Annotated in this window: 16 protein-coding genes, 1 tRNA gene, 1 pseudogene and 1 riboswitch; of the genes and pseudogenes, 10 read left to right on the top strand and 8 right to left on the bottom strand. The window is 74.0% G+C overall.

The features are described from left to right. Nucleotides 1-141: 141 nt before the first annotated feature. The gene (locus tag OG861_RS06250) at nucleotides 142-903 is read right to left on the bottom strand and encodes a methyltransferase domain-containing protein (RefSeq protein ID WP_329199691.1); all 762 of its coding nucleotides are present in this window, start codon (nucleotides 901-903) and stop codon (nucleotides 142-144) included. A 140-nt stretch (nucleotides 904-1,043) separates the two neighbouring features. Beyond that, nucleotides 1,044-1,142, top strand: a riboswitch (ZMP/ZTP riboswitch). A 34-nt stretch (nucleotides 1,143-1,176) separates the two neighbouring features. Between OG861_RS06250 and OG861_RS06245 the strand changes: the two genes are divergently transcribed. Further along, a complete protein-coding gene (locus tag OG861_RS06245; protein WP_330261417.1) occupies nucleotides 1,177-2,067 on the top strand; it encodes a bifunctional 5,10-methylenetetrahydrofolate dehydrogenase/5,10-methenyltetrahydrofolate cyclohydrolase in 891 nt (296 codons plus the stop codon). Between the two features lie 40 nt (nucleotides 2,068-2,107). Here OG861_RS06245 and OG861_RS06240 read toward each other — a convergent pair whose 3' ends face one another. Beyond that, complete coding sequence (locus tag OG861_RS06240; protein ID WP_330261416.1) at nucleotides 2,108-2,902, bottom strand: helix-turn-helix domain-containing protein; 795 nt, start codon at nucleotides 2,900-2,902, stop codon at nucleotides 2,108-2,110. 134 nt (nucleotides 2,903-3,036) lie between these two features. Between OG861_RS06240 and OG861_RS06235 the strand changes: the two genes are divergently transcribed. Together OG861_RS06235 and OG861_RS06230 are read left to right on the top strand one after the other, a co-directional pair. Next, nucleotides 3,037-3,342: a 4a-hydroxytetrahydrobiopterin dehydratase gene (locus tag OG861_RS06235; RefSeq protein ID WP_329199696.1), complete on the top strand. Its 306-nt coding sequence runs from the start codon at nucleotides 3,037-3,039 to the stop codon at nucleotides 3,340-3,342. Then, complete coding sequence (locus OG861_RS06230; protein WP_329199698.1) at nucleotides 3,342-4,112, top strand: class I SAM-dependent methyltransferase; 771 nt, start codon at nucleotides 3,342-3,344, stop codon at nucleotides 4,110-4,112. Before OG861_RS06235 ends, OG861_RS06230 begins: the two co-directional genes overlap by 1 nt. A gap of 60 nt (nucleotides 4,113-4,172) precedes the next feature. Here OG861_RS06230 and OG861_RS06225 read toward each other — a convergent pair whose 3' ends face one another. The 3 genes from OG861_RS06225 to OG861_RS06215 all read right to left on the bottom strand — a co-directional run bounded on the left by OG861_RS06225 (nucleotide 4,173) and on the right by OG861_RS06215 (nucleotide 8,067). After that, on the bottom strand, nucleotides 4,173-5,021 hold the full coding sequence (locus tag OG861_RS06225; RefSeq protein WP_330261415.1) for an aldo/keto reductase: 849 nt from the start codon (nucleotides 5,019-5,021) through the stop codon (nucleotides 4,173-4,175). Nucleotides 5,022-5,175: 154 nt separating this feature from the next. Beyond that, complete coding sequence (locus OG861_RS06220; protein WP_329202549.1) at nucleotides 5,176-6,999, bottom strand: AMP-dependent synthetase/ligase; 1,824 nt, start codon at nucleotides 6,997-6,999, stop codon at nucleotides 5,176-5,178. A gap of 216 nt (nucleotides 7,000-7,215) precedes the next feature. Further along, complete coding sequence (locus OG861_RS06215; RefSeq protein ID WP_330261959.1) at nucleotides 7,216-8,067, bottom strand: LysR substrate-binding domain-containing protein; 852 nt, start codon at nucleotides 8,065-8,067, stop codon at nucleotides 7,216-7,218. A gap of 130 nt (nucleotides 8,068-8,197) precedes the next feature. Here OG861_RS06215 and OG861_RS06210 point away from each other — a divergent pair, with 130 nt between their 5' ends. The 4 genes from OG861_RS06210 (at nucleotide 8,198) to OG861_RS06195 (ending at nucleotide 11,425) form a co-directional block, all read left to right on the top strand. Continuing rightward, nucleotides 8,198-9,250 carry a bile acid:sodium symporter family protein gene (locus tag OG861_RS06210; RefSeq protein ID WP_330261414.1) on the top strand — a complete coding sequence of 351 codons (1,053 nt, stop codon included), beginning with the start codon at nucleotides 8,198-8,200 and terminating at the stop codon, nucleotides 9,248-9,250. A gap of 9 nt (nucleotides 9,251-9,259) precedes the next feature. After that, a complete protein-coding gene (locus OG861_RS06205; RefSeq protein WP_329199701.1) occupies nucleotides 9,260-9,697 on the top strand; it encodes a (2Fe-2S) ferredoxin domain-containing protein in 438 nt (145 codons plus the stop codon). 72 nt (nucleotides 9,698-9,769) lie between these two features. Next, nucleotides 9,770-10,354, top strand: coding sequence for a TetR/AcrR family transcriptional regulator (locus tag OG861_RS06200; RefSeq protein ID WP_329199703.1), 585 nt, complete (start codon nucleotides 9,770-9,772; stop codon nucleotides 10,352-10,354). Nucleotides 10,355-10,444: 90 nt separating this feature from the next. After that, the gene (locus OG861_RS06195) at nucleotides 10,445-11,425 is read left to right on the top strand and encodes a zinc-binding dehydrogenase (protein WP_329199705.1); all 981 of its coding nucleotides are present in this window, start codon (nucleotides 10,445-10,447) and stop codon (nucleotides 11,423-11,425) included. A 107-nt stretch (nucleotides 11,426-11,532) separates the two neighbouring features. Here OG861_RS06195 and fdhD read toward each other — a convergent pair whose 3' ends face one another. Beyond that, the gene (fdhD, locus tag OG861_RS06190) at nucleotides 11,533-12,360 is read right to left on the bottom strand and encodes a formate dehydrogenase accessory sulfurtransferase FdhD (RefSeq protein WP_330261413.1); all 828 of its coding nucleotides are present in this window, start codon (nucleotides 12,358-12,360) and stop codon (nucleotides 11,533-11,535) included. A gap of 221 nt (nucleotides 12,361-12,581) precedes the next feature. Here fdhD and OG861_RS06185 point away from each other — a divergent pair, with 221 nt between their 5' ends. Both OG861_RS06185 and OG861_RS06180 read left to right on the top strand, forming a co-directional pair. After that, complete coding sequence (locus tag OG861_RS06185; protein ID WP_330261412.1) at nucleotides 12,582-13,523, top strand: beta-ketoacyl-ACP synthase III; 942 nt, start codon at nucleotides 12,582-12,584, stop codon at nucleotides 13,521-13,523. Nucleotides 13,524-13,646: 123 nt separating this feature from the next. Beyond that, nucleotides 13,647-13,731, top strand: a tRNA-Leu gene (locus OG861_RS06180). 47 nt (nucleotides 13,732-13,778) lie between these two features. Here the strand turns inward: OG861_RS06180 and OG861_RS06175 are convergent. Then, entirely contained in the window at nucleotides 13,779-15,296 is a 1,518-nt protein-coding gene (locus tag OG861_RS06175; RefSeq protein ID WP_330261411.1) for an FAD-dependent oxidoreductase, read from the bottom strand. 184 nt (nucleotides 15,297-15,480) lie between these two features. On the opposite strand from OG861_RS06175, the gene OG861_RS06170 reads away from it, so the two are divergent. Beyond that, nucleotides 15,481-17,154: a serine/threonine-protein kinase gene (locus OG861_RS06170; protein ID WP_330261410.1), complete on the top strand. Its 1,674-nt coding sequence runs from the start codon at nucleotides 15,481-15,483 to the stop codon at nucleotides 17,152-17,154. 351 nt (nucleotides 17,155-17,505) lie between these two features. Here the strand turns inward: OG861_RS06170 and OG861_RS06165 are convergent. Next, nucleotides 17,506-18,225 (bottom strand): annotated as a pseudogene (locus OG861_RS06165) (IclR family transcriptional regulator domain-containing protein); the annotation flags it as partial. Nucleotides 18,226-18,948: the final 723 nt, after the last annotated feature.

Here is an 18,948-nt window from a genome sequence, read left to right as displayed (position 1 = left end):
TTCCGGGCTGCGCGAGGACACCTGTCGGTTCATCGCACGCCCGAGTCGATTCGTTACGCGCTGAATTGAGTGACCTGCGCCACGCTGTGGCCGCGCAACCCGATACGGCCCTGATCCGTCCGCCCTCCTCCCGCCCCCGCCTCAGTCCGATTTGCGGGCTTCGATGAGGAAACGGGCGGTGTGTGCGACGAACGGGCCTTCACGCCCGATCCGTTCGTGCAGTTCGCGCAGCCGGTCGCGGTAGTGCCCGACCGTGAAGCCCGGCACCATCCAGATCACCTTCCTCAAGAAGTAGACCACGGCGCCGATGTCGTGGAACTCCGTACGCAGCCGCTCGGAGCGCAGGTCCACGACCTCCAGGCCGGCGGCCGTCGCCCCCGCGAGGGCGTCGTCGGGGTGCCGGGCCCGCCGCACCTCCTGCGGCTGCGGGCCGAGGAAGTACTCCACGAGCTCGAAGACGCTCGCCGGACCGACCTGCTGCGAGAAGTACGTGCCGCCCGGGGTCAGCACACGGGCGATCTCGTCCCACCACACGGTCACCGGGTGCCGGCTGCTGACCAGCTCGAAGGCCTCGTCGCCGAACGGCAGCGGCGGCTCGTCGGCGTCCGCGACCACGGCCGCGCCCAGCGGGTGCAGCAGTCGCGTGGCCCTGGCCACGTTCGGCGGCCAGGACTCGGTGGCCACCGTCAGGCGGGGCAGCGGCCCGGCGCCCGCCAGCACCTCCCCGCCGCCGGTCTGGATGTCCAGGGCGGAGCGGACACCCGCCAGCCGCCCGCCCAGCAGTTTCTGGTAGCCCCAGGAGGGCCGCTGCTCGGTGGCCCGGCCGTCGAGCCAGGAGAAGTCCCAGCCCTCCACGGAGACCGAGTCCGCCTCGCCGACGAGATCGTCGAAAGTGCGCGTCATGTCGGAATCCTCCCAGCTCCCGTTCCGGTGATCCACCGGGTTGTCGCACAGCCCGCCGGGGCCGCTCGAGGAGTCCGCCCGCCGGGGTCCGCCCGAGGGGTCCGCCCGAAGGGGCCCGTCCGCCGGGTCGACTAGAGTGGGCGGCGGGCCGTGACTGGCGTTCGGGTGGATCACCACCGGGGAGCGGCCCGGCGTACCCGCATCCCGTACGTCGACTGCCGCGCGCCTGGGCGAACCGCGACCGCGAAACCGCAGCGACGCTCAGGAGACCCCATGACGACCGCCCAGGCCCACACCCCGGACCGGACCGCCCGGCTGATGGACGGCACCGCCCTCGCCCGCCGCATCTCGGAGCAGACCGCCGCCCAGGCCGCCAAGCTCACCGAGCGCACCGGCACCGCCCCCTGTCTGGCGACCGTGCTGGTCGGCGAGGACCCGGCGTCGGTCACCTACGTACGCATGAAGCAGAACCGTTGCGCCAAGGCCGGGATCACCTCCCGCCACGTGGAGCTCCCGGCGCAGACCACCACCGCGGAACTGGTCGCCAAGCTCACCGAGCTCTCCGAGGACCCGCAGATCAGCGGCATCCTGCTCCAGCACCCCGTCCCGCACCACATCGACGAGCGCGCCGCCTTCGAGGCCATCGCCCCCGGCAAGGACGTCGACGGCGTCACCATGCACTCCTTCGCCGCCATGGGCTTCGGCCTCCCCGGCTTCGTCTCCTGCACGCCCGGCGGCATCATGCGGCTGCTGGAGGCCTACGACGTCGACCTCACCGGCAAGCACGCCGTGGTCGTGGGCCGCAGCGCGATCCTGGGCAAGCCCGCCGGGATGCTCCTGCTGGAGCGCAACGCCACGGTCACCTACTGTCACTCGCGCACCGTGGACCTGCCCTCGATCGTGCGCCAGGCAGACGTGCTGGTCGCCGCCGTCGGCAAGGCGGAGTTCATCCGGGGCGAGGACATCAAGCCGGGCGCGGTCGTCCTGGACGCCGGGTACAACGAGGGCAACGTCGGCGACGTCCACTTCGAGTCGGCCGCCGCCCGCGCCTCGCTGATCACCCCGGTGCCCGGCGGTGTCGGCCCGATGACCATCGCCGTCCTGCTGGAGCAGACCGTCCGGGCGGCCGCCGCCCAGGCCGGCCTCGACCTCGCGGAGCTCTGAGCCCCACCCGCCACCGGCGGCCCGCGCCGCGCCGGGGCGGTCAGGGGCCCAGTGAGCGCAGGTACTTCGCCGTCGCCGGGTCGGCCGGGAGGAGGGTCTCCACGGCCAGCTCGGCGACGGTCACGTCCATCGGCGTGTTGAAGGTGGAGATCGAGGACACGAAGGACAGGACGTGTCCCTCGTGCTCGATCACCAGCGGAAGCGCGAGGTAGGCGGTCGCTTCCGCCGGCTCCCCGTCCCCGGGCCGCCCGCGCTCCGCCACCGGGTACGCCGACACCTCCTCGTACAGCGCGCGCAGCGCCCGCGAGCGGGCCGTCGCGAGCTGCCGTTCCATCTGCGCCAGCAGGTGCCCGCGCCACTCGCGGAGGTTGTGGATCCGCGGGGCGAGCCCCTCCGGGTGCAGGGTGAGCCGCATCGCGTTCAGCGGGGGCTCCAGCAGGTGCTCCGCCACGCCGCCCAGCAGCATCGTGATGCCCCGGTTCGCCGCGACCACCTGGTACGTCGCGTCCACCACCAGCGCCGGATACGGCTCGTACGCGTTCAGCAGCCGCTCCAGCCCCTCGCGCAGCACGCCCAGCTCCGGCGCGTCCAGCGGGGTGCAGGCGTACCGGGGCGCGAAACCGGCGGCCACCAGCAGGACGTTGCGTTCCCGCACCGGTACGTCGAGGTGCTCCGCCAGCCGCAGCACCATTTCCTCGCTGGGCCGGGAGCGGCCGTTCTCCACGAAGCTGATGTGCCGGGACGAGGAACCGGCGCGCCCCGCCAGTTCCAGCTGACTGATACCGCGCTGCTCCCGCCACGTACGCAGCAGCGCGCCCACACCCGCAGAGGTCATGGCCCGACGTTAGCCGGAAGACCGCGAGAAACGGTACGTGCCGGTGCGCGGGGGGCCTCCCGACGGCACGTGCTGTGGGAACCTTGACACCACGTCAGGCAGTCGGGCCGACCGGAGCGTGAAGGAGCGTGTGGATGTCGGGCGAGCCGCTTTCCCAGAAGGAGATCGAGGACCGGCTGCGGGAACTCCCGGGGTGGGCCTTCGAAGACGACCGGATCCAGCGCACGTACCGGCTGGGCAGCCACCTCGCGGCGAGCGCGCTCGTCGCCCACATCGCCGTCGTGCAGGACGAGTTGGACCACCACTCCGACCTCACCCTCGGCTACAACACGGTCCGGGTGTCGGTGAACACCCACAGCGCGGGCGACGCGGTCACCGAGACCGACCTCGCCCTGGCCGAGCGAGTGGAGGCGCTGGCCCCCGCCCACGGGGCCCGCTGATGCCGGGGGCCGGGCCGGCGCCGCTGGTCGACCACGCCGCGGAGGCCGTCGCCCACGACGCCGCCCGCGGCGGCGCCCCGCGCGCCGGGGCGGCCGCCGCCGCCGTCCTCGGCCTCCTCCCGCCCACCGCGGGCACCCTCCTGGACGTCGGCTGCGGCACCGGCGTCGTCACCACCCGGCTGACCCGCCCCGGCCTGCGTGTCCTGGGCGCCGACGCCTCGTACGCGAGGGCCGCGACGGCCGCGCGGCGCGGGGTCCCGGTCGTACTCGCCCACGCGACCCGGCTGCCCTTCCCGGCGGCCTCCCTGGACGCGGTGAGCGCGGTGTGGCTGCTGCACCTGCTGCGGGAACCGGGCGCCGTGGCGGCCGTGGTCGCCGAGGCCGGGCGGGTGCTGCGTCCCGGCGGGGTCTTCCTGACCACCGTGGACAAGGACGCCGCGCACGACGTGGGCAGCGACATCGACGAGGTGTTCGCCCCCCACCTGACGGACGGCCCCCCGGACGCGGCGGCGCAGGTCACCGCCCACGCCGCCGAGGCGGGGCTGCGCCCGTACGGGGACGCCCCGTTCACGGGCCACGGGCAGGGCCGCACCCCGCGCCGGGCGGCCGCCGACCTGCTGGCCGGGCGCTACGCCTCCCACGTCAGCCCCCGCGGTGTCAGTGCACGGGAGCTGGCGGACCGCCTGGAACGGCTGCCCGGCCAGGACACCCCGCGCCAGGAGCCGACGTACCGCCTCCAGGGCTTCGTCAGCGGCTTCGGCCCCGGCTGAGCCGACGCCGAGCCGCCGGCCGGGCCCCGGCCCGCGGACAACCCGCCCGGTCCGGGCCCCTCAGGCGTCGAAGACGTCCGGGTCCGGGCCGATCCGGCGGGCCGAGGGGCCGGAGCCCAGCGCGTCCAGTGCCGCCATGTCCTCGGTGTCGAGCGCGAAGCCGAAGACGGCCAGGTTCTCCCGGATCCGCTCCGGCGTGACGGACTTGGGGATCACGACGTGACCCGACTGGAGGTGCCAGCGCAGCACCACCTGTGCGGCGCTGCGCCCGTGCTTGGCCGCTACCGTGGCCACCGCCGGGAGGGTCAGCAGCTCCTTGCCCTGCCCCAGCGGGGACCAGGCCTCCGTGGTGATGCCCAGGCGGGCGTGCAGGGTGCGCAGCTCGGTCTGGGGGAGGAGCGGGTGCAGCTCGATCTGGTTCACCGCCGGGACCAGGTCGGACACCTCACCGAGCCGCTCCAGGTCCGCCGGGCGGAAGTTCGACACGCCGACCGCCTTCGCGCGGCCGCTCGCGGCGATCTCCTCGAAGGTCCGCCAGATGGCCAGGACGTCGTCGCGCATCGGGCGCGGCCAGTGGATCAGGTACAGGTCGACGTGGTCCAGCGCCAGCTTGGCCAGCGAGTCGTCGAACGCGCGCAGCACCTCGTCCCGGCCCCAGCGCTGCGACGGGCCGTTCCAGAGCTTGGTGGTGACGAACAGCTCCTCGCGCGGCACACCGGACGCGGCGAGCGCCTTGCCGGTGCCCTTCTCGTTGCCGTAGATCGCGGCGGTGTCGACGCTGCGGTAGCCCGCCTCCAGCGCCGTGCCCACCGCCCGCTCCGCCTCGTCGTCCGGGACCTGCCAGACGCCGTAGCCGAGCTGGGGCATGAGGGTGCCGTTGTTGAGCTTGATGCCGGGGACCTGGTTCACGTCGGGTCGTTCCTCGCGATCGGGTGGGGTGGGGTCGTGCCGGTGCGCCTGCGACGACGTGTCGGACGACAACCGGCCACGCCCAGGACGTATTCCCGCCATCCGGGCGGCCTAACGGCCGGTCCCCGGCCTCCGGACCGGCGCGTGCGCGCCGTCAGTGCGCGTACATGGCCGCGACCTCCGCCGCATAGGCCTTCTCGATCGCCCTCCGCTTCAACTTGAGGGAAGGGGTCAGCAGCCCGCCTTCCTCCGTGAACTGCCCGGCCAGCACCCGGAACGTGCGGATCGCCTCGGCCTGCGAGACCAGCGTGTTCGCGGCGACCACGGCCCTGCGCACCTCCGCCGTCAGCTCCTCGTCGTGCACCAGCTCCGCCGCCGCGCGCTGCGGCAGCCCCCGCATCGACAGCCAGTGCGCGACGCCCTCCACGTCCAGTGTCAGCAGCGCCGCGATGTACGGGCGGTCGTTGCCCACCAAGACGCACTGCGACACCAGCGGATGCGACCGCACCCGTTCCTCCAGGGCCGTCGGAGAGACGCTCTTGCCGTTGGAGGTCACGAGGATCTCCTTCTTGCGCCCGGTGATGGTCAGGTACCCGTCGTCGTCCAGCCGGCCCAGGTCCCCGGTCGCCAGCCAGCCGCCGCGCAGCACCTCTTGCGTGCCGCGGGCATCGTTCAGGTACCCGGAGAAGATGTGGCCGCCGTGCAGCCAGACCTCCCCGTCGTCGGCGATGTGCACCGTGCAGCCGGGGATGGGCGGGCCCACCGTCCCGTACTTCGTCGCCCCCGGCGGGTTCGCGGTGGCCGCCGCCGACGACTCCGTCAGGCCGTAGCCCTCGTAGACGGTGATGCCCGCGCCGTCGAAGAACAGGCCCAGCCGGCGCGACATCGCCGATCCGCCCGACATCGCGTGCCGGACCCGGCCGCCCATCGCCTCGCGGACCTTGCCGTACACCAGCTTCTCGAAGAGCTGGTGCTCCATGCGCAGCCCGGCGGAGGGGCCCGGGCCGGTACCGAAGGCCTTCTGCTCGCGTGCCTCCGCGTACCGCACGGCGGTTTCCACCGCCCGGTCGAAGGGGCCGGTGCGCCCCTCGGCCTCCGCCTTGCGGCGGGCCGCCGCGAACACCTTCTCGAAGACGTACGGGACCCCCAGCACGAACGTCGGCCGGAACGCGGCGAGGTCGGGCAGCAGCTCGGCCGCCGCCAGCACCGGCTGGTGCCCGAGCTTGACCCGGGCGCGGACGGCCGCCACCTCCACCATCCGCCCGAAGACGTGGGCCAGCGGCAGGAAGAGCAGCGTGGACGGCTGTTCGCCTGACCCGGCCTGGAAGACCGACTCCCATCGGGTCACCATCGTGTCGGCCTCGAACATGAAGTTCGCGTGGGTGAGGACACAGCCCTTGGGGCGGCCGGTGGTTCCGGAGGTGTAGATGACGGTGGCGACCGCGTCCGGCGTCACCGCCCGGCGGTGCCGGTGCACCACGTCGGGCGCCACCCCCGCCCCGTCCGCGACCAGTTCGGCCACGGCCCCGGCGTCGAGCTGCCACAGCCTGCGCAGGCCGGGGAGGTGCTCGATGACCGAGCCGACGGTCATGGCCTGGTCCTCGTTCTCGACGACGCAGCCCGTGCACCCGGAGTCGTGCAGGATCCAGTGCACCTGCTCGGCGGAGGACGTGGGGTACACGGGCACGGGCTGGGCGCCGATGGCCCACAGGGCGAAGTCGAACAGGGTCCACTCGTACCGGGTCCGGGACATCACCGCGACCCGGTCGCCGAAGCCGATGCCCTGGGCCAGCAGCCCCTTCGCGAGCGCCAGTACCTCCTCGGCCAGCTCGCCGGAGGTCACGTCGCCCCAGACCCCGTCCGTCTTGCGGCCGAGCACGACCCGGTCCGGGTCCTCGCGGGCATGCTGGAAGACGATGTCGGCCAGGCCGCCGGTCGGCATGCCTGCGACCACGGGTGGGACGGTGAACTCGCGCAACATCCCGCTCCTCTCCGTGCGGCGCCGCGACGCTATCCCACGCGACCGGCCGACCGGCACCCCCCGGGAAACCTCCACAAGATCCCCCCGGGCCTTCCGGGGTACGTGTGACCTGCACGGAGGCGTCCGGGTGCTCCGGTGCGGGCGCTCCGGCGGACCGCCTCACGGCCTGCTCTGGGGCCGGCCGTCCGGAGCGGGCCTGCCGTGGCCCGCTGCTCAAGCCTGCCGGCTCAGCCGGTCGCCGCCGGAGAGGACGGCGGCCGCCAGTGCGTCCGAGGCGGCGGTCGGCCGCCGCCCCTGGAGCAGCGCGAACTCCACCGGTCCCAGCTCCGGCAGCCCGCCGACGCGGGCCAGGCCCGGCGGGATCAGGCCCCGCGTGTGCGCCATCACCCCGAGCCCCGCGCGGGCCGCCGCGACCAGCCCGCTCAGGCTGCCGCTCGTACAGGCGATCCGCCACGCCCGCCCGTCCCGCTCCAGCACCTCCAGGGCCCGCGCCCGGGTGATCCCCGGTGGCGGGAAGACGATGAGTGGAACGGGTCGCTCCGGGTCCACCCGCAGCCCCTGCGCCCCGTTCCACACCATCCGGTCCCGCCACACGAGACGGCCGCGCTCGTCATCCGGCCCGCGCCGCTTGGCCAGCACCAGGTCGAGGCGCCCCGCGTCCAGCCGCTCGTGCAGGGTGCCCGACAGCTCGACGGACAGCTCCAGGTCCACCTCGGGGTGCTCCTGGCGGAAGGTCCCCAGGATCTCGGGGAGCCGGGTCAGTACGAAGTCCTCCGACGCCCCGAAGCGCAGCCGGCCGCGCAGCCGGGTGCCGGCGAAGAAGGCCGCCGCCCGCTCGTGCGCCTCCAGGATGGTCCGGGCGAAGCCGAGGAGGGCCTCGCCGTCCTCGGTCAGCTCGACGCTGTGGGTGTCGCGGGCGAACAGCGGCCGGCCCGTCGCCTCCTCCAGCCGCCGCACGTGCTGGCTGACGGTGGACTGGCGCACCCCGAGCCGCCCCGCCGCCTGCGTGAAGCTGAGCGTCTGCGCGACGGTCAGGAAGGTACGCAACTGGACCGGGTCGTACATACCGGGACCGTTCATCGCTCCATGCTATTGCGGTACGTGATGACAGTCAGTGCGGTGTACGGGTTTCCCGATGACCGTCGCCGGCGCCAGCATGGGGAAGTCCCGCCCCTCGTATTCAGAGAGCACCCGCATGCGCCGCCCCCGCCCGTCCGCCCGGTTCCCGCTGGACCCCTACGTCCTGGCCCTGCTCGCGACGGTCGGCCTCGCCGCGCTGCTCCCCGCCCGGGGCGCCGCCGCCACCGTCGCCGGGGCGGCCCAGTCCTTCGCCGTCGCCCTGCTCTTCTTCCTCTACGGTGCCCGGCTCTCCACCCGCGAGGCCCTGGACGGCCTGCGCCACTGGCGGCTCCACCTCACCGTGCTCGCCGCCACCTTCGCCGTGTTCCCGCTGCTGGGCCTGGCCGCCCGCGGGCTCGTCCCCGGCGTCCTGACCCCGCCGCTCTACCAGGGCGTGCTCTTCCTCTGCCTGGTCCCCTCGACCATCCAGTCCTCCATCGCCTTCACCTCGATCGCCCGGGGCAACGTGCCCGCCGCCCTCTGTGCCGGCTCGTTCTCCAGCCTCGTCGGCATCCTCGTCACGCCGCTGCTCGCCGCCGGGCTGCTGGGTGGCGCCACCGGCGGCTTCTGCGCCGACTCCCTGCTGGGGGTCGGACTCCAGCTGCTGTTGCCGTTCCTGCTGGGCCAGGCCCTGCGCCGTTGGGTCGGCGGCTTCCTGGTCCGCCACAAGAAGGTGCTCGGCCGCGTGGACCGGGGCTCGATCCTGCTCGTCGTCTACGCGGCGTTCAGCGCCGGTGTGGCCGCCGGGATCTGGCGGCAGGTCAGCCTGCCGCGCCTGGCGGCGCTGATGGGAGTGGAGGCCGTACTCCTCGCCGTGATGCTGCTGGTCACCTGGTACGGGGCCGGGCGCCTCGGATTCGGCCGTGAGGACCGCATCGCGATCCAGTTCGCCGGGTCGAAGAAGAGCCTCGCGGCCGGACTGCCCATGGCCGGCGTGCTGTTCGGCGCACAGGCAGGCCTGGCGGTGCTGCCGTTGATGCTGTTCCACCAGATGCAGCTGATGGTCTGTGCGGTGCTGGCCCGCCGCCGGGCCCAGGACCCCGTCCCCGTCGACGGCACCGAACTGCCCGGCCGCCGTGTGGCGGAGGTCTCCCAGGCGGTCCAACACCCCGTCGCGCAGGCCCGGTAACGTGCGTCGGTGACCTGGATACGCCCGCTCTCCGCCCATGCCGAACGCCCGTGCACCCTGGTGGTGTGCCGGGGCTGTTGTTGCGGAGACCCCCGCAAGAACCCCGGCACCGACCACGCCGGCCAGCTGGCCCGGCTGCGGGAGGCCGCCGCCGCTTCCGGGGGCCGCCTGGCGGTCCGTACGAGCGAGTGCCTCGGCCCCTGCGCCCAGGCCAACGTGATCGTCGTCCAGCCCACCAGCGAGGCCCGGCGCCGGGGCGCCAGGGCGACCTGGTTCGGCTGGGCCCTCGACGACACCGCGACCGACGAGATCATCGCCTGGGCGCAGGCGGGCGGCCCCGGTACGAGCCCCCTCCCCGCGACCTTGGACCTGCACCGCATCGACCCGCCGGACCCGGACCCCAAGCCGGCGCGCGGCGACGGCCGGCGGGGGCGCACGAGGAAGTGAGGCGGGCCGCGCCGGACCCGGAGAAGGGGCGTGGGCCTGGTTCTTGAATGGTCGCTCATGTATGGTCGTGCCATGCCCCGCCCCCGCGAGTTCGAACCCGACGCCGTGCTGGACCAGGCCATGCTGCGCTTTTGGTGGCAGGGCTACCGGGCCACCTCGATCGAGGACCTCGTCAAGGCGACCGGAGTGAAGCCCGGCAGCCTCTACAGCGCCTTCCCCGGCGGCAAGCGCACGCTGTTCCTGCGGTCCCTGGAGCGGTATTCCAAGCTGGTCGTCCCGCAGAAGCTGGGCGAGCTGGCCGCGCCCGGTGCCTCGCTGGCCGCACTGCGCGGCTACTTCGACGGACTGGTGGTCGACCTGCTCAGCCCGGAGGGCCGGCAGGGGTGCCTGCTGGTGAACACCGCGATCGAGAACGCGGCCGAGGACGACGAGGCCGCCGCCGTCGTGCGCGGCCATCTGGCCCGCCTGGAGCAGTGCATGGCCACGGCCCTGCGCAACGCCCGCGACACCGGCGAGGTCCGCGCCTCGGTGGACCCGGCCGGCAGCGCCAAGCTGCTGGTCGCGACGTGTCAGGGGCTGATGGTCGTGGGGAAGGCGAATCCCGACGGGACGGTCCTGCGCGCCATCGTCGACAACGCCTTCGCCGTCCTCGCCTGACGGGGCCGCCGCGCCCCGGGGCCACCGCATGAGGTGGCCCTTTTTTCAGCCCTCGTAATTGAATAACCATTCAAGAATGGAGCCCGCTCAATGAAGGCCATCGTCATATCCGCCTACGGCCCTCCCGAGGTACTGCACGTCACCGACCTGCCCGACCCCGTGCCCGCGCAGGGAGAGGTGCTGATCCGGGTCAAGGCGTTCGGCCTCAACCACGCCGAGGCGTACATGCGCGCCGGCGCCTGGGGTGATGTCGCCGCCGTCCCCGGGATCGAGTGCGCGGGATCGGTCGAGTCCGACCCCTCGGGCCACTTCGCCCCCGGGACCCGGGTCGTGGCGATCCTCGGCGGCATGGGCCGCACCCGCAACGGCAGCTACGCCGAACTGGTCACGGTGCCGGCCACCAACGTGGCGGCGGTGGACTCGTCACTGGGATGGGCCGAGCTGGCGGCCGTTCCCGAGGTCTACGCGACGGCGTGGAACGGACTGTTCGGCAACCTGGGCCTGCGCCCGGGTGAGCGGGTGCTGGTGCGCGGGGCGACGTCCTCCCTGGGCCAGGCCGCGGTCAACCTCGCCGTCGACCACGGCGCGGACGTACTCGCGACCACCCGCAACCCCGCGCACGCGCCGCTCCTCAAGGAACTCGGGGCCGCAGAGGTCCTCATCGACGACGGCCGCCTGGCCGCCCAGGTCGACGGGGGCGGCCGCGCCGTCGACGCGGTGTTCGACCTCGTCGGCAACAACGTCCTGCGCGACTCCCTGGCCGCGGTGCGCCCGCGCGGTCGGGTATGCCAACTCGGCTTCCTCGGCGGCTTCGAACCGGTACGCGACTTCGACCCGCTCGCCGACCTCCCGTCCGGTGTGCAGCTGAGCTTCTTCGGCAGCGCCTTCGTCCTGGGCGGCCCGGACTTTCCGCTCTCCGACGTTCCCCTGGACGCGATCTTCGCCAAGGTCGAGTCGGGAGTCCTGCCCGCGAGACCGGCGCGGACCTTCCGTTTCGACGAGATCGTCGAAGCCCACCGGGTCATGGAAGCAGGTGAGGCGCTGGGCAAGATGACCGTCACCGTCGACTGAGGCATCCGCCCTCCCACGCCGGAGCGGGCGGGCCGGCCGGCCGTCATGGCAGGACCGGTCCGCCCGCCGCCCGGGCAGGGCCGGCCGGCCCGCCGCCCGGGCAGGAGCTAGAGCGTCACGCGATCCTCGCCCGCGTAGATGTTCATGTCCTGCCCGCGCAGGAAGCCGACCAGGGTCAGTCCCGACTCCAGTGCGAGGTCCACCGCCAGGGAGGAGGGGGCCGAGACCGCAGCCAGCACGGGTATCCCGGCCATCACCGCCTTCTGCGCCAGCTCGAAGGACGCCCGGCCCGACACCAGCAGCACCGCGCCGCCCAACGGGAGCCGTCCGGACTGCAGCGCCCGGCCGATGATCTTGTCGACGGCGTTGTGCCGGCCCACGTCCTCCCGTACGTCCAGCAGCTCCCCCTCCGCGGAGAACAGGGCCGCCGCGTGCAGGCCGCCGGTACGGTCGAAGACCTTCTGCGCCGCACGCAGCCGGTCCGGCAGCTCCGCGAGGACCGCCGCGCGCACGCGTACCGGGTCGGCCGCGAGCCCGGGGAAGCGGGTCGCCGTACGGACGGCCTCCAGGCTGGCCTTGCCGCACAGGCCGCAGGAGGAGGTGGTGTAGACGTTCCGCTCCAGGGAGATGTCGGGCAGCGCAACCCCCGGGGCGAGCCGCACGTTCACCACGTTGTAGGTGTTCGACCCGTCCTCCGCCGTCCCCTCGCAGTAGGTGACGGCCTGGAGGTCGGCCGCGTGCGCGAGCACGCCCTCGCTCACCAGGAAGCCGGCCGCGAGCGCGAAGTCGTCGCCCGGGGTGCGCATCGTGATGGCCAGCGGTTTGCCGTTCAGCCGGATCTCCAGCGGCTCCTCGGCCACGAGCGTGTCCGGCCGGGTCCCGGCGACGCCGCCGCGGATCCGGACGACGCGACGGCGTTCGGTGACCCGTCCCATGTGATCAGTCCGCCGTTCTGTCGCTCTGACATGCGCTCTGTCCGTCGCGCACCTGTCCGCCCCATTCTCGCGGATGCGCCGTTCCGGGCGCCCCCGGCAGGAAGATCCTCTGAATTCTCCAAAGTAGGGCCCCATATTCCTGTCGGGTCACACGCACCCGTACCCGCCGGTAGCAGGCAAAGCTGGGTGAACCTGACACTCGTACGAGAGGGATCCCGCCCATGACCGGTTCACGCGTGGTGGCGCTAGGGCACTACCAGCCCGCGAGAGTGCTCACCAACGAGGACCTCGAGGCGATGGTCGACACCAACGACGCGTGGATCCGCTCGCGGGTCGGCATCAGGACCCGCCACATCGCAGGCCCCGACGAGCCGGTCGACGAGCTGGCCTTCCAGGCGGCGGGCAAGGCCCTCGCCCACGCCGGGCTGCTCCCCGGCGACATCGACCTGGTCCTGGTGGCCACCTCCACCGCCATCGACCGCTCGCCCAACATGGCCGCCCGCGTCGCCGCCAAGCTGGGCATGAGCGCCGGGCCCGCCGTCATGGACATCAACGTGGTTTGCTCGGGCTTCACCCACGCCCTGGCCACCGCCGACCACGCGATCCGGGCCGGCTCCGCCACCCGCGCCCTGGTCATCGGCGCCGACAAGATGACCGAGATCACCGACTGGACGGACCGCACCACCTGCGTGCTGACCGGCGACGGAGCGGGCGCGGCCGTGGTCGAGGCCTGCGCGGAGCCCGGGATCGGCCCCGTCCTGTGGGGCTCGGTGCCGGAGATGGGCCACGCGGTCCGGATCGAGGGCACGCCTCCCGTCTTCGCCCAGGAGGGACAGGCCGTCTACCGCTGGACCACCAGCCAGCTCCCGCCGCTGGCCCGCAAGGTCTGCGAGAAGGCCGGGATCACCCCGGAGGAGCTGGCCGGCGTCGTCCTGCACCAGGCCAACCTGCGCATCATCGAGCCGCTCGCCGCGAAGATCGGCGCCGTCAACGCGGTCGTCGCCCGGGACGTCGTGGACTCCGGCAACACCTCCGCCGCGAGCATCCCGATGGCCCTTTCGAAGCTGGTCGAGCGCGGCGAGGTCCCCTCCGGCGCCCCCGTCCTGCTGTTCGGCTTCGGCGGCAACCTCTCCTACGCGGGACAGGTCATCCACTGCCCCTGACCGCCCGGCCGCGCCATGCCCGCAGGTCAGCGCGGCCCCCGCGCCGAATACCCGGTCGGAACCACCCCCGATCCCCTGCTATTGTTGTCCATGTCGCCGCGGGAAACCGGGGCCGATCACCTGGTCCGGGTGGCGGAATGGCAGACGCGCTAGCTTGAGGTGCTAGTGCCCTTTATCGGGCGTGGGGGTTCAAGTCCCCCCTCGGACACGAGCAAGAACCCCACCCCGGTGGGGTTCTTCTGCGTTCCGGGCCGCTCAGTGGGTGGCCGGAGTGACGAACCACCGGGCGGCCGCCCGCTCGAACGCTTCGCGGTCAGGCCGGCGATCGCCCGCCCAGGCGACCACGCCGTCGGGCCGGACGAGCACGGCACCCACCCCGAGGTCGTTCCTGGCCGGCCCGGCCGCGTACCGTATCCGGCTCTCCCAGGCACTCGCCGGACCGCTCAGGCATCCGCCGGCGCTGAAATCGAGCAGGAGGCCCCGTCCGTCCTCCATCAGGTCGCCGAGAGCGGGGCCGTCCTCGAGGCGGAGGTCCGGGGCGCTGCGGCCGATGAGCGGGTGCTCGGCGCCGAGGTCGTACCGGACCGACGTTCCCGAGATCCTGTCGAGCACGTAGGTGGTTCCGTCAACGGTCGAGAGCAGGTCGCGGACCACCGCTTGGATCGCCTGGGCGTGCGGGTCCGGGCTCATGATCGCCACCTGGGCGCGGGACCAGTCGAGCACCTTCGCACCGATCGGATGACGCTCGCGGGTGTAGGTGTCGAGAAGCCCGTCGGGGGCCTGCCCGAGCACGGTGGCCGCGAGCTTCCAGCCCAGGTTCACGGCGTCGCCGATGCCCGTGTTGAGCCCCTGACCGCCGAGGGGGGAGTGGATGTGCGCGGCGTCGCCCGCGAGCAGGACCCGGCCGCGCCGGTAGGTCGTCGTCTGCATCGCCCGGTCGGTGAAGGTCGAGGCGAGATGGACCTCGCCCAGCGTCACGTCGGTGCCGGACACCCGGCGCAGAACGGCCTGGAGGTGCTCGCGGGTCGGCTCCTGCGAGCGGTCGAACGCGCCGCCGTCGAAGTCCATGATGCCGATGTTCCCCTCGCCGAGCTGGAGGTACATGCCCGTCGGCGTCAGGTTGAACCCGTACCGCAGCTTCTCGGGATCGACGACGGCGGCGTGCAACCGGTAGCCGGTGAACTGCGGCTCGGTGCCGACGAAGTCGAAGCCGGCGAGCCTGCGCACCGTACTGCGTCCGCCGTCGCAGCCGACGAGCCAGCGCGCCGGGTACTCGTCCGCGCCGGCTCGGGCGACCACGCCCTCGTCGTCATGGGTGAGGGAGGAGACCGTGACGCCGCGCCTGACGTCCACGCCGAGCTTCGACGCCTGCTCGGACAGCACCGCCTCGACTGCTTCGAGGCTCGTCAGCAGCCCCGCGGACGCCGGGCTGGGAAGCCGGAACGGCAGGGTGCTGTCGTCGAACTTGGCCCCGTCAAGCATCATGCCGGCGAAGTGGCCACCGCGACGAGGGGGTGTCGGCGCCTGAGCGGGGTCCGCGCCGAAGCCGTCGGGAACGGTCGCCACCGTCAACAGCCGGTCCAGCATCCCCCTCCGGTAGAACGCCTCGACAGAGGCGGCGCTCAGACCCCGCAACCCGAGCGGCTCCGCCTTGAACGGGGAGCCGGGCTCCGGCTCCCGCTCCAGCACCAGGACCGAGCAGCCGGCCAGACCGAGCTCGCACGCCAGGAACAGACCCACCGGGCCACCGCCCACGATCACCACGTCATGCATGAGGAATCCCCCTCTTGAACCGCCTGCCGGATGGACACCCGGCCGGTCCTCCCCAAGGTTCCAGGCACCGCTGACAACTGACCGACGGCCACCGACACATGACCGACACGACGGCTGCGCCGCCCGATCCCCCTGACGGTTGCCGGTGCGGCATCATGGCCGTGGACGGGTCTAGGGGGAGAACGTGTCGCAGGGCGAGTCGCGCAACAGTGCTGTGATCGGCGGGCGTTACCGCCTGGACAAGCGGCTGGGGCGGGGTGGGATGGGGACGGTGTGGCGGGCCGAGGACGAGTTGCTCGGCCGGGCCGTCGCCGTCAAGGAGCTGCACCTCGACGGCGGCCGCGAGGCCGGCGGCGCCCTGCGGGAAGCCCGTACGGTCGCGCAGGTCAGGCACCCGCACGTCGTCGTGGTCCACGACGTGGTGGAACACGAGGGCCGCCCGCACATCGTGATGGAACTCGTCGACGGCGGCTCGCTCGCCGACCGGCTTGCCGCCAAAGGCCCGCTGAGCGTGGAGGAGACGGCGCGGACCGGTCTCGCACTGCTGGGCGCGCTCGGCGCGGCGCACGCGCGAGGCGTGCTGCACCGGGACGTCAAACCGGCGAACGTCCTGATGGAGGCCGGCACGGGCCGGGTGGTGCTCACGGACTTCGGCATCGCCCACCTGGCCGGGGTCACCACGATCAGCGAGACCGGCGCGTTCGTCGGCTCGCCCGAGTACACCTCGCCCGAGCGGATGCAGGGCGCGGCGGCCGGTCCGGCCTCCGACCTGTGGTCGCTCGGCGTGCTGCTGTGCGCGGCGCTGACCGGGGAGTCGCCGTTCCACCGGGACTCGCTCGGCGGGGTCCTGCACGCCGTCGTCTACGCCGACATCCGGCCGCCGGCGCAGGCGGGGCCGCTGCTGCCGGTCGTACGGGGACTGCTGGAGCGCGATCCGGAGCGCCGGCTGGGGGCGGCCGAGGCGGAGCGGCTGCTGTCGGCGTACGTGACCACGGGACGGGTGCCCTTGGTGCCCCTCGCCGTGCCTCCCCCTGGCCCCGGGCCCGCCGACGCCGTCCCGCCCGGGCCCGTCGACGCCGTCCCGCCCGGGCCCGTCGACTCCCTTCCGCCCGGGCCCGCCACCGTCGTTCCGGCGCGGGCGATGGGGCCGGGGATGCGGGCCGGGCTGGCGGCCGCACTCGTCGCCGTGGCCGTGGTGGCCACCTTGGCCGTGACGTCGCTGCTCCGGGGCGGGACGGCGGAACCGGCCGGGCGGGCGGGGTCGGGCCCCTCCGCCGCCACGGTGGTCTCTCCGGTTCCCGCGAACGCCGGCCCCACGTCCCCCCGGGCCCCGGACACCACCCCTTCGACCCCGACCCCCTCCGCCCCGGCCCCGCCGCCGAACTCCAAGCCGGCCGCCGCGAGCGCCAAGCGGGCACCCGCCGGTTACCGGACCGTGGCCGACCCGCAGGGTTTCAGCCTGGCCGTGCCCCAGGGCTACCAGCGCAGCACCGATGACCAGCGCGTCATCTACGTGTCCCCGGACGGCGCGTTCCGCATCGGCATCAAGACGACGCCGGCTGCCTCCGGCGGCCCGCTCGCCGTCATGAGGGCCTCCGACGCGGACGGCCCCGACACCAACCCGGGCTACCGCGGCGGCACGGTCGTGGCCACCACCCACAACGGACTGCCCGCCGCCCTCTGGGAGTTCACCTGGAACGGCTTCACCACGGCCGAGGGGGCCAGGCACACCTTCGACCTCTGCTGGGACGAGAACGGCCGCATGTACGACGTCTGGGTCTCCGCCCCCGTCGGCCGGCTCGGCGAGGCCCGCAGCCACTTCGACGCCGCCCTGGACTCCTTCACCCCGGGCGGCTGACGACGGGGCCTACGCCCTGTCCCAGGCCCGCAGCACCACCAGGCCCCCCGCCGCGGACAGGGTGCCCGGGCTGACGGGTCCGAAGGTCTGCGGCAGGGCCAGGCGCGGCTGCCCGCCGTCCGAGGCGGCGTCGAAGAGGTACGCGGCCGCCGAGGCCGGGTCGCTGACCAGGTGCGGGCCCTCGGGGGCGGCCGCGCTCCCCGCCCCCGTCAGCGGCGTACGGAACAGGTTCCGCAGGTGGCGCAGGACCTCGGGGGTGATCCCCGCGGCGCCCGCCTGCTGCGGCACGGGCCCGCTCACCGGCTCCGCCGGGGCCCCCGCGCCGGGGGCGTCCGGGGGGATGGCCCCCGTCAGGAGCAGGGCCAGGAGCACCGGGACGGCCTTGCGGCGCAGCGCCTCGGTGGCGTGCCGCAGCCGGTGCGCATGGGTGGCCGGGAGCGAGAGGGCGAGGCTGCCGGCGGCGTCGCCCGCCGCGATCGGGACGGCCGCGCAGACGACCCCGGGGGAGTACTCGCGCAGGTCGAAGACGGGGGCGCCCGGGGCCACCGCGTCCAGGGCGCTGAACAGGACCCGGCTGTCGGTGATGGTCTGCGGGGTGAGCCGGGCCGGGCGGTGCCGGGCCACGTGATCGGCCCGCCGGTCGTGGTCGAGCTGGGTGAGCAGGCACTTGCCGACGGCGCTGGCGTGCGCGGCGGCCCGGAAATCCACCCACTCCCGCACCGGCGGCGCCCCGGGCCCGTCCGCCATCTGCGTGATCCGGACCTCCCCCTCGGCGTACCGGCTGAGGTAGACGGCGGCGCCCGCGCTGTCCCGCGCCAGCGCCAGGGTCCGCTGCAGCTGCTCCGCGAGGCCCGCGCGGCCCGGGCCGGCGAGCCGGTCGAGGGCCGGCCCCCGGCCGTAGACCCCGGCGGCCGGGCGGTACGCGTACTCCTCCTCGCACAGCATCGAAAGGAGGGGCCGCAGCTCCGCCTCCGCCAGCCCCGCCTCCCGCGCGAGCCGGCCGGCCCGTACCCCCAGCGGATGCCGTTCCAGTACCCGTACGACGGCGAGGGCGCGGCGGGCCTCCGCCAACGCCTCCCCGGGGCCGGCGGAGCGGCCGCCGGCGCGGGCCGCGGCGGTCAGCGACGGGTGGCGCAGCGGGCCGACGCCGATCCGGGTGGGCTCCGCGGGCACCGCCGGGGGCCGGAACGCGGTGATCACCGACGGCAGCCCCGGCTTCGGCAGCGGCACCGGGCCCAGGTCGGGGTCGTCGAGCTGGTCGACGTAGCGCAGCACGGCCGCCTGCGCGCACAGCCGCACCTCGCGCAGGTCGCGTCGGCCGCCCGGCCGGAACCCGCGGCGGCCGAGTTCGACAGCCCACACCCGGGCGTCGTGGTGCTCGCCCCGCCGCGAGTGGTCGAGGAAGAGGCAGTACGCGGCGGGCGCGGTGCGTGCGCGGCCCGAACCGGCGGCGAACTGCCACCAGAAGCGGGCGCCTTCGCGCATCCCGGCCAGGTGCAGGAGGCATCCGAAGACCACGGCCCCGACGAGGTCGGTGTGGCCGCGGTCGGTGAAGGAGCGGAGCCGGGCCTCGGCCTTCGGTTCGCAGACGACGGCCAGGCACACGGCCTTGAGGTCGCGTCGGGCCCGCTCGGCGTCGAGCGGCACGTCCCGCACCGGGTCGCTCCAGCCGTAGCCGGAACGGCGGCGGGAGCGGCCGTTGGCGTGGCCGTGGGCGTGGCCCATCCCGGTGCGCGGGAGGCGCAGCAGCCGGGCCTCCGCCGCGCCGAGGTCGTAGTGCGGGTAGCGGTCGCG

This window comes from Streptomyces sp. NBC_00539, assembly GCF_036346105.1.
Classification (GTDB): Bacteria; Actinomycetota; Actinomycetes; order Streptomycetales; family Streptomycetaceae; genus Streptomyces.
Note: the sequence above shows the minus strand (reverse complement) of the source record. Positions and strands in the feature narration are given on the sequence as shown.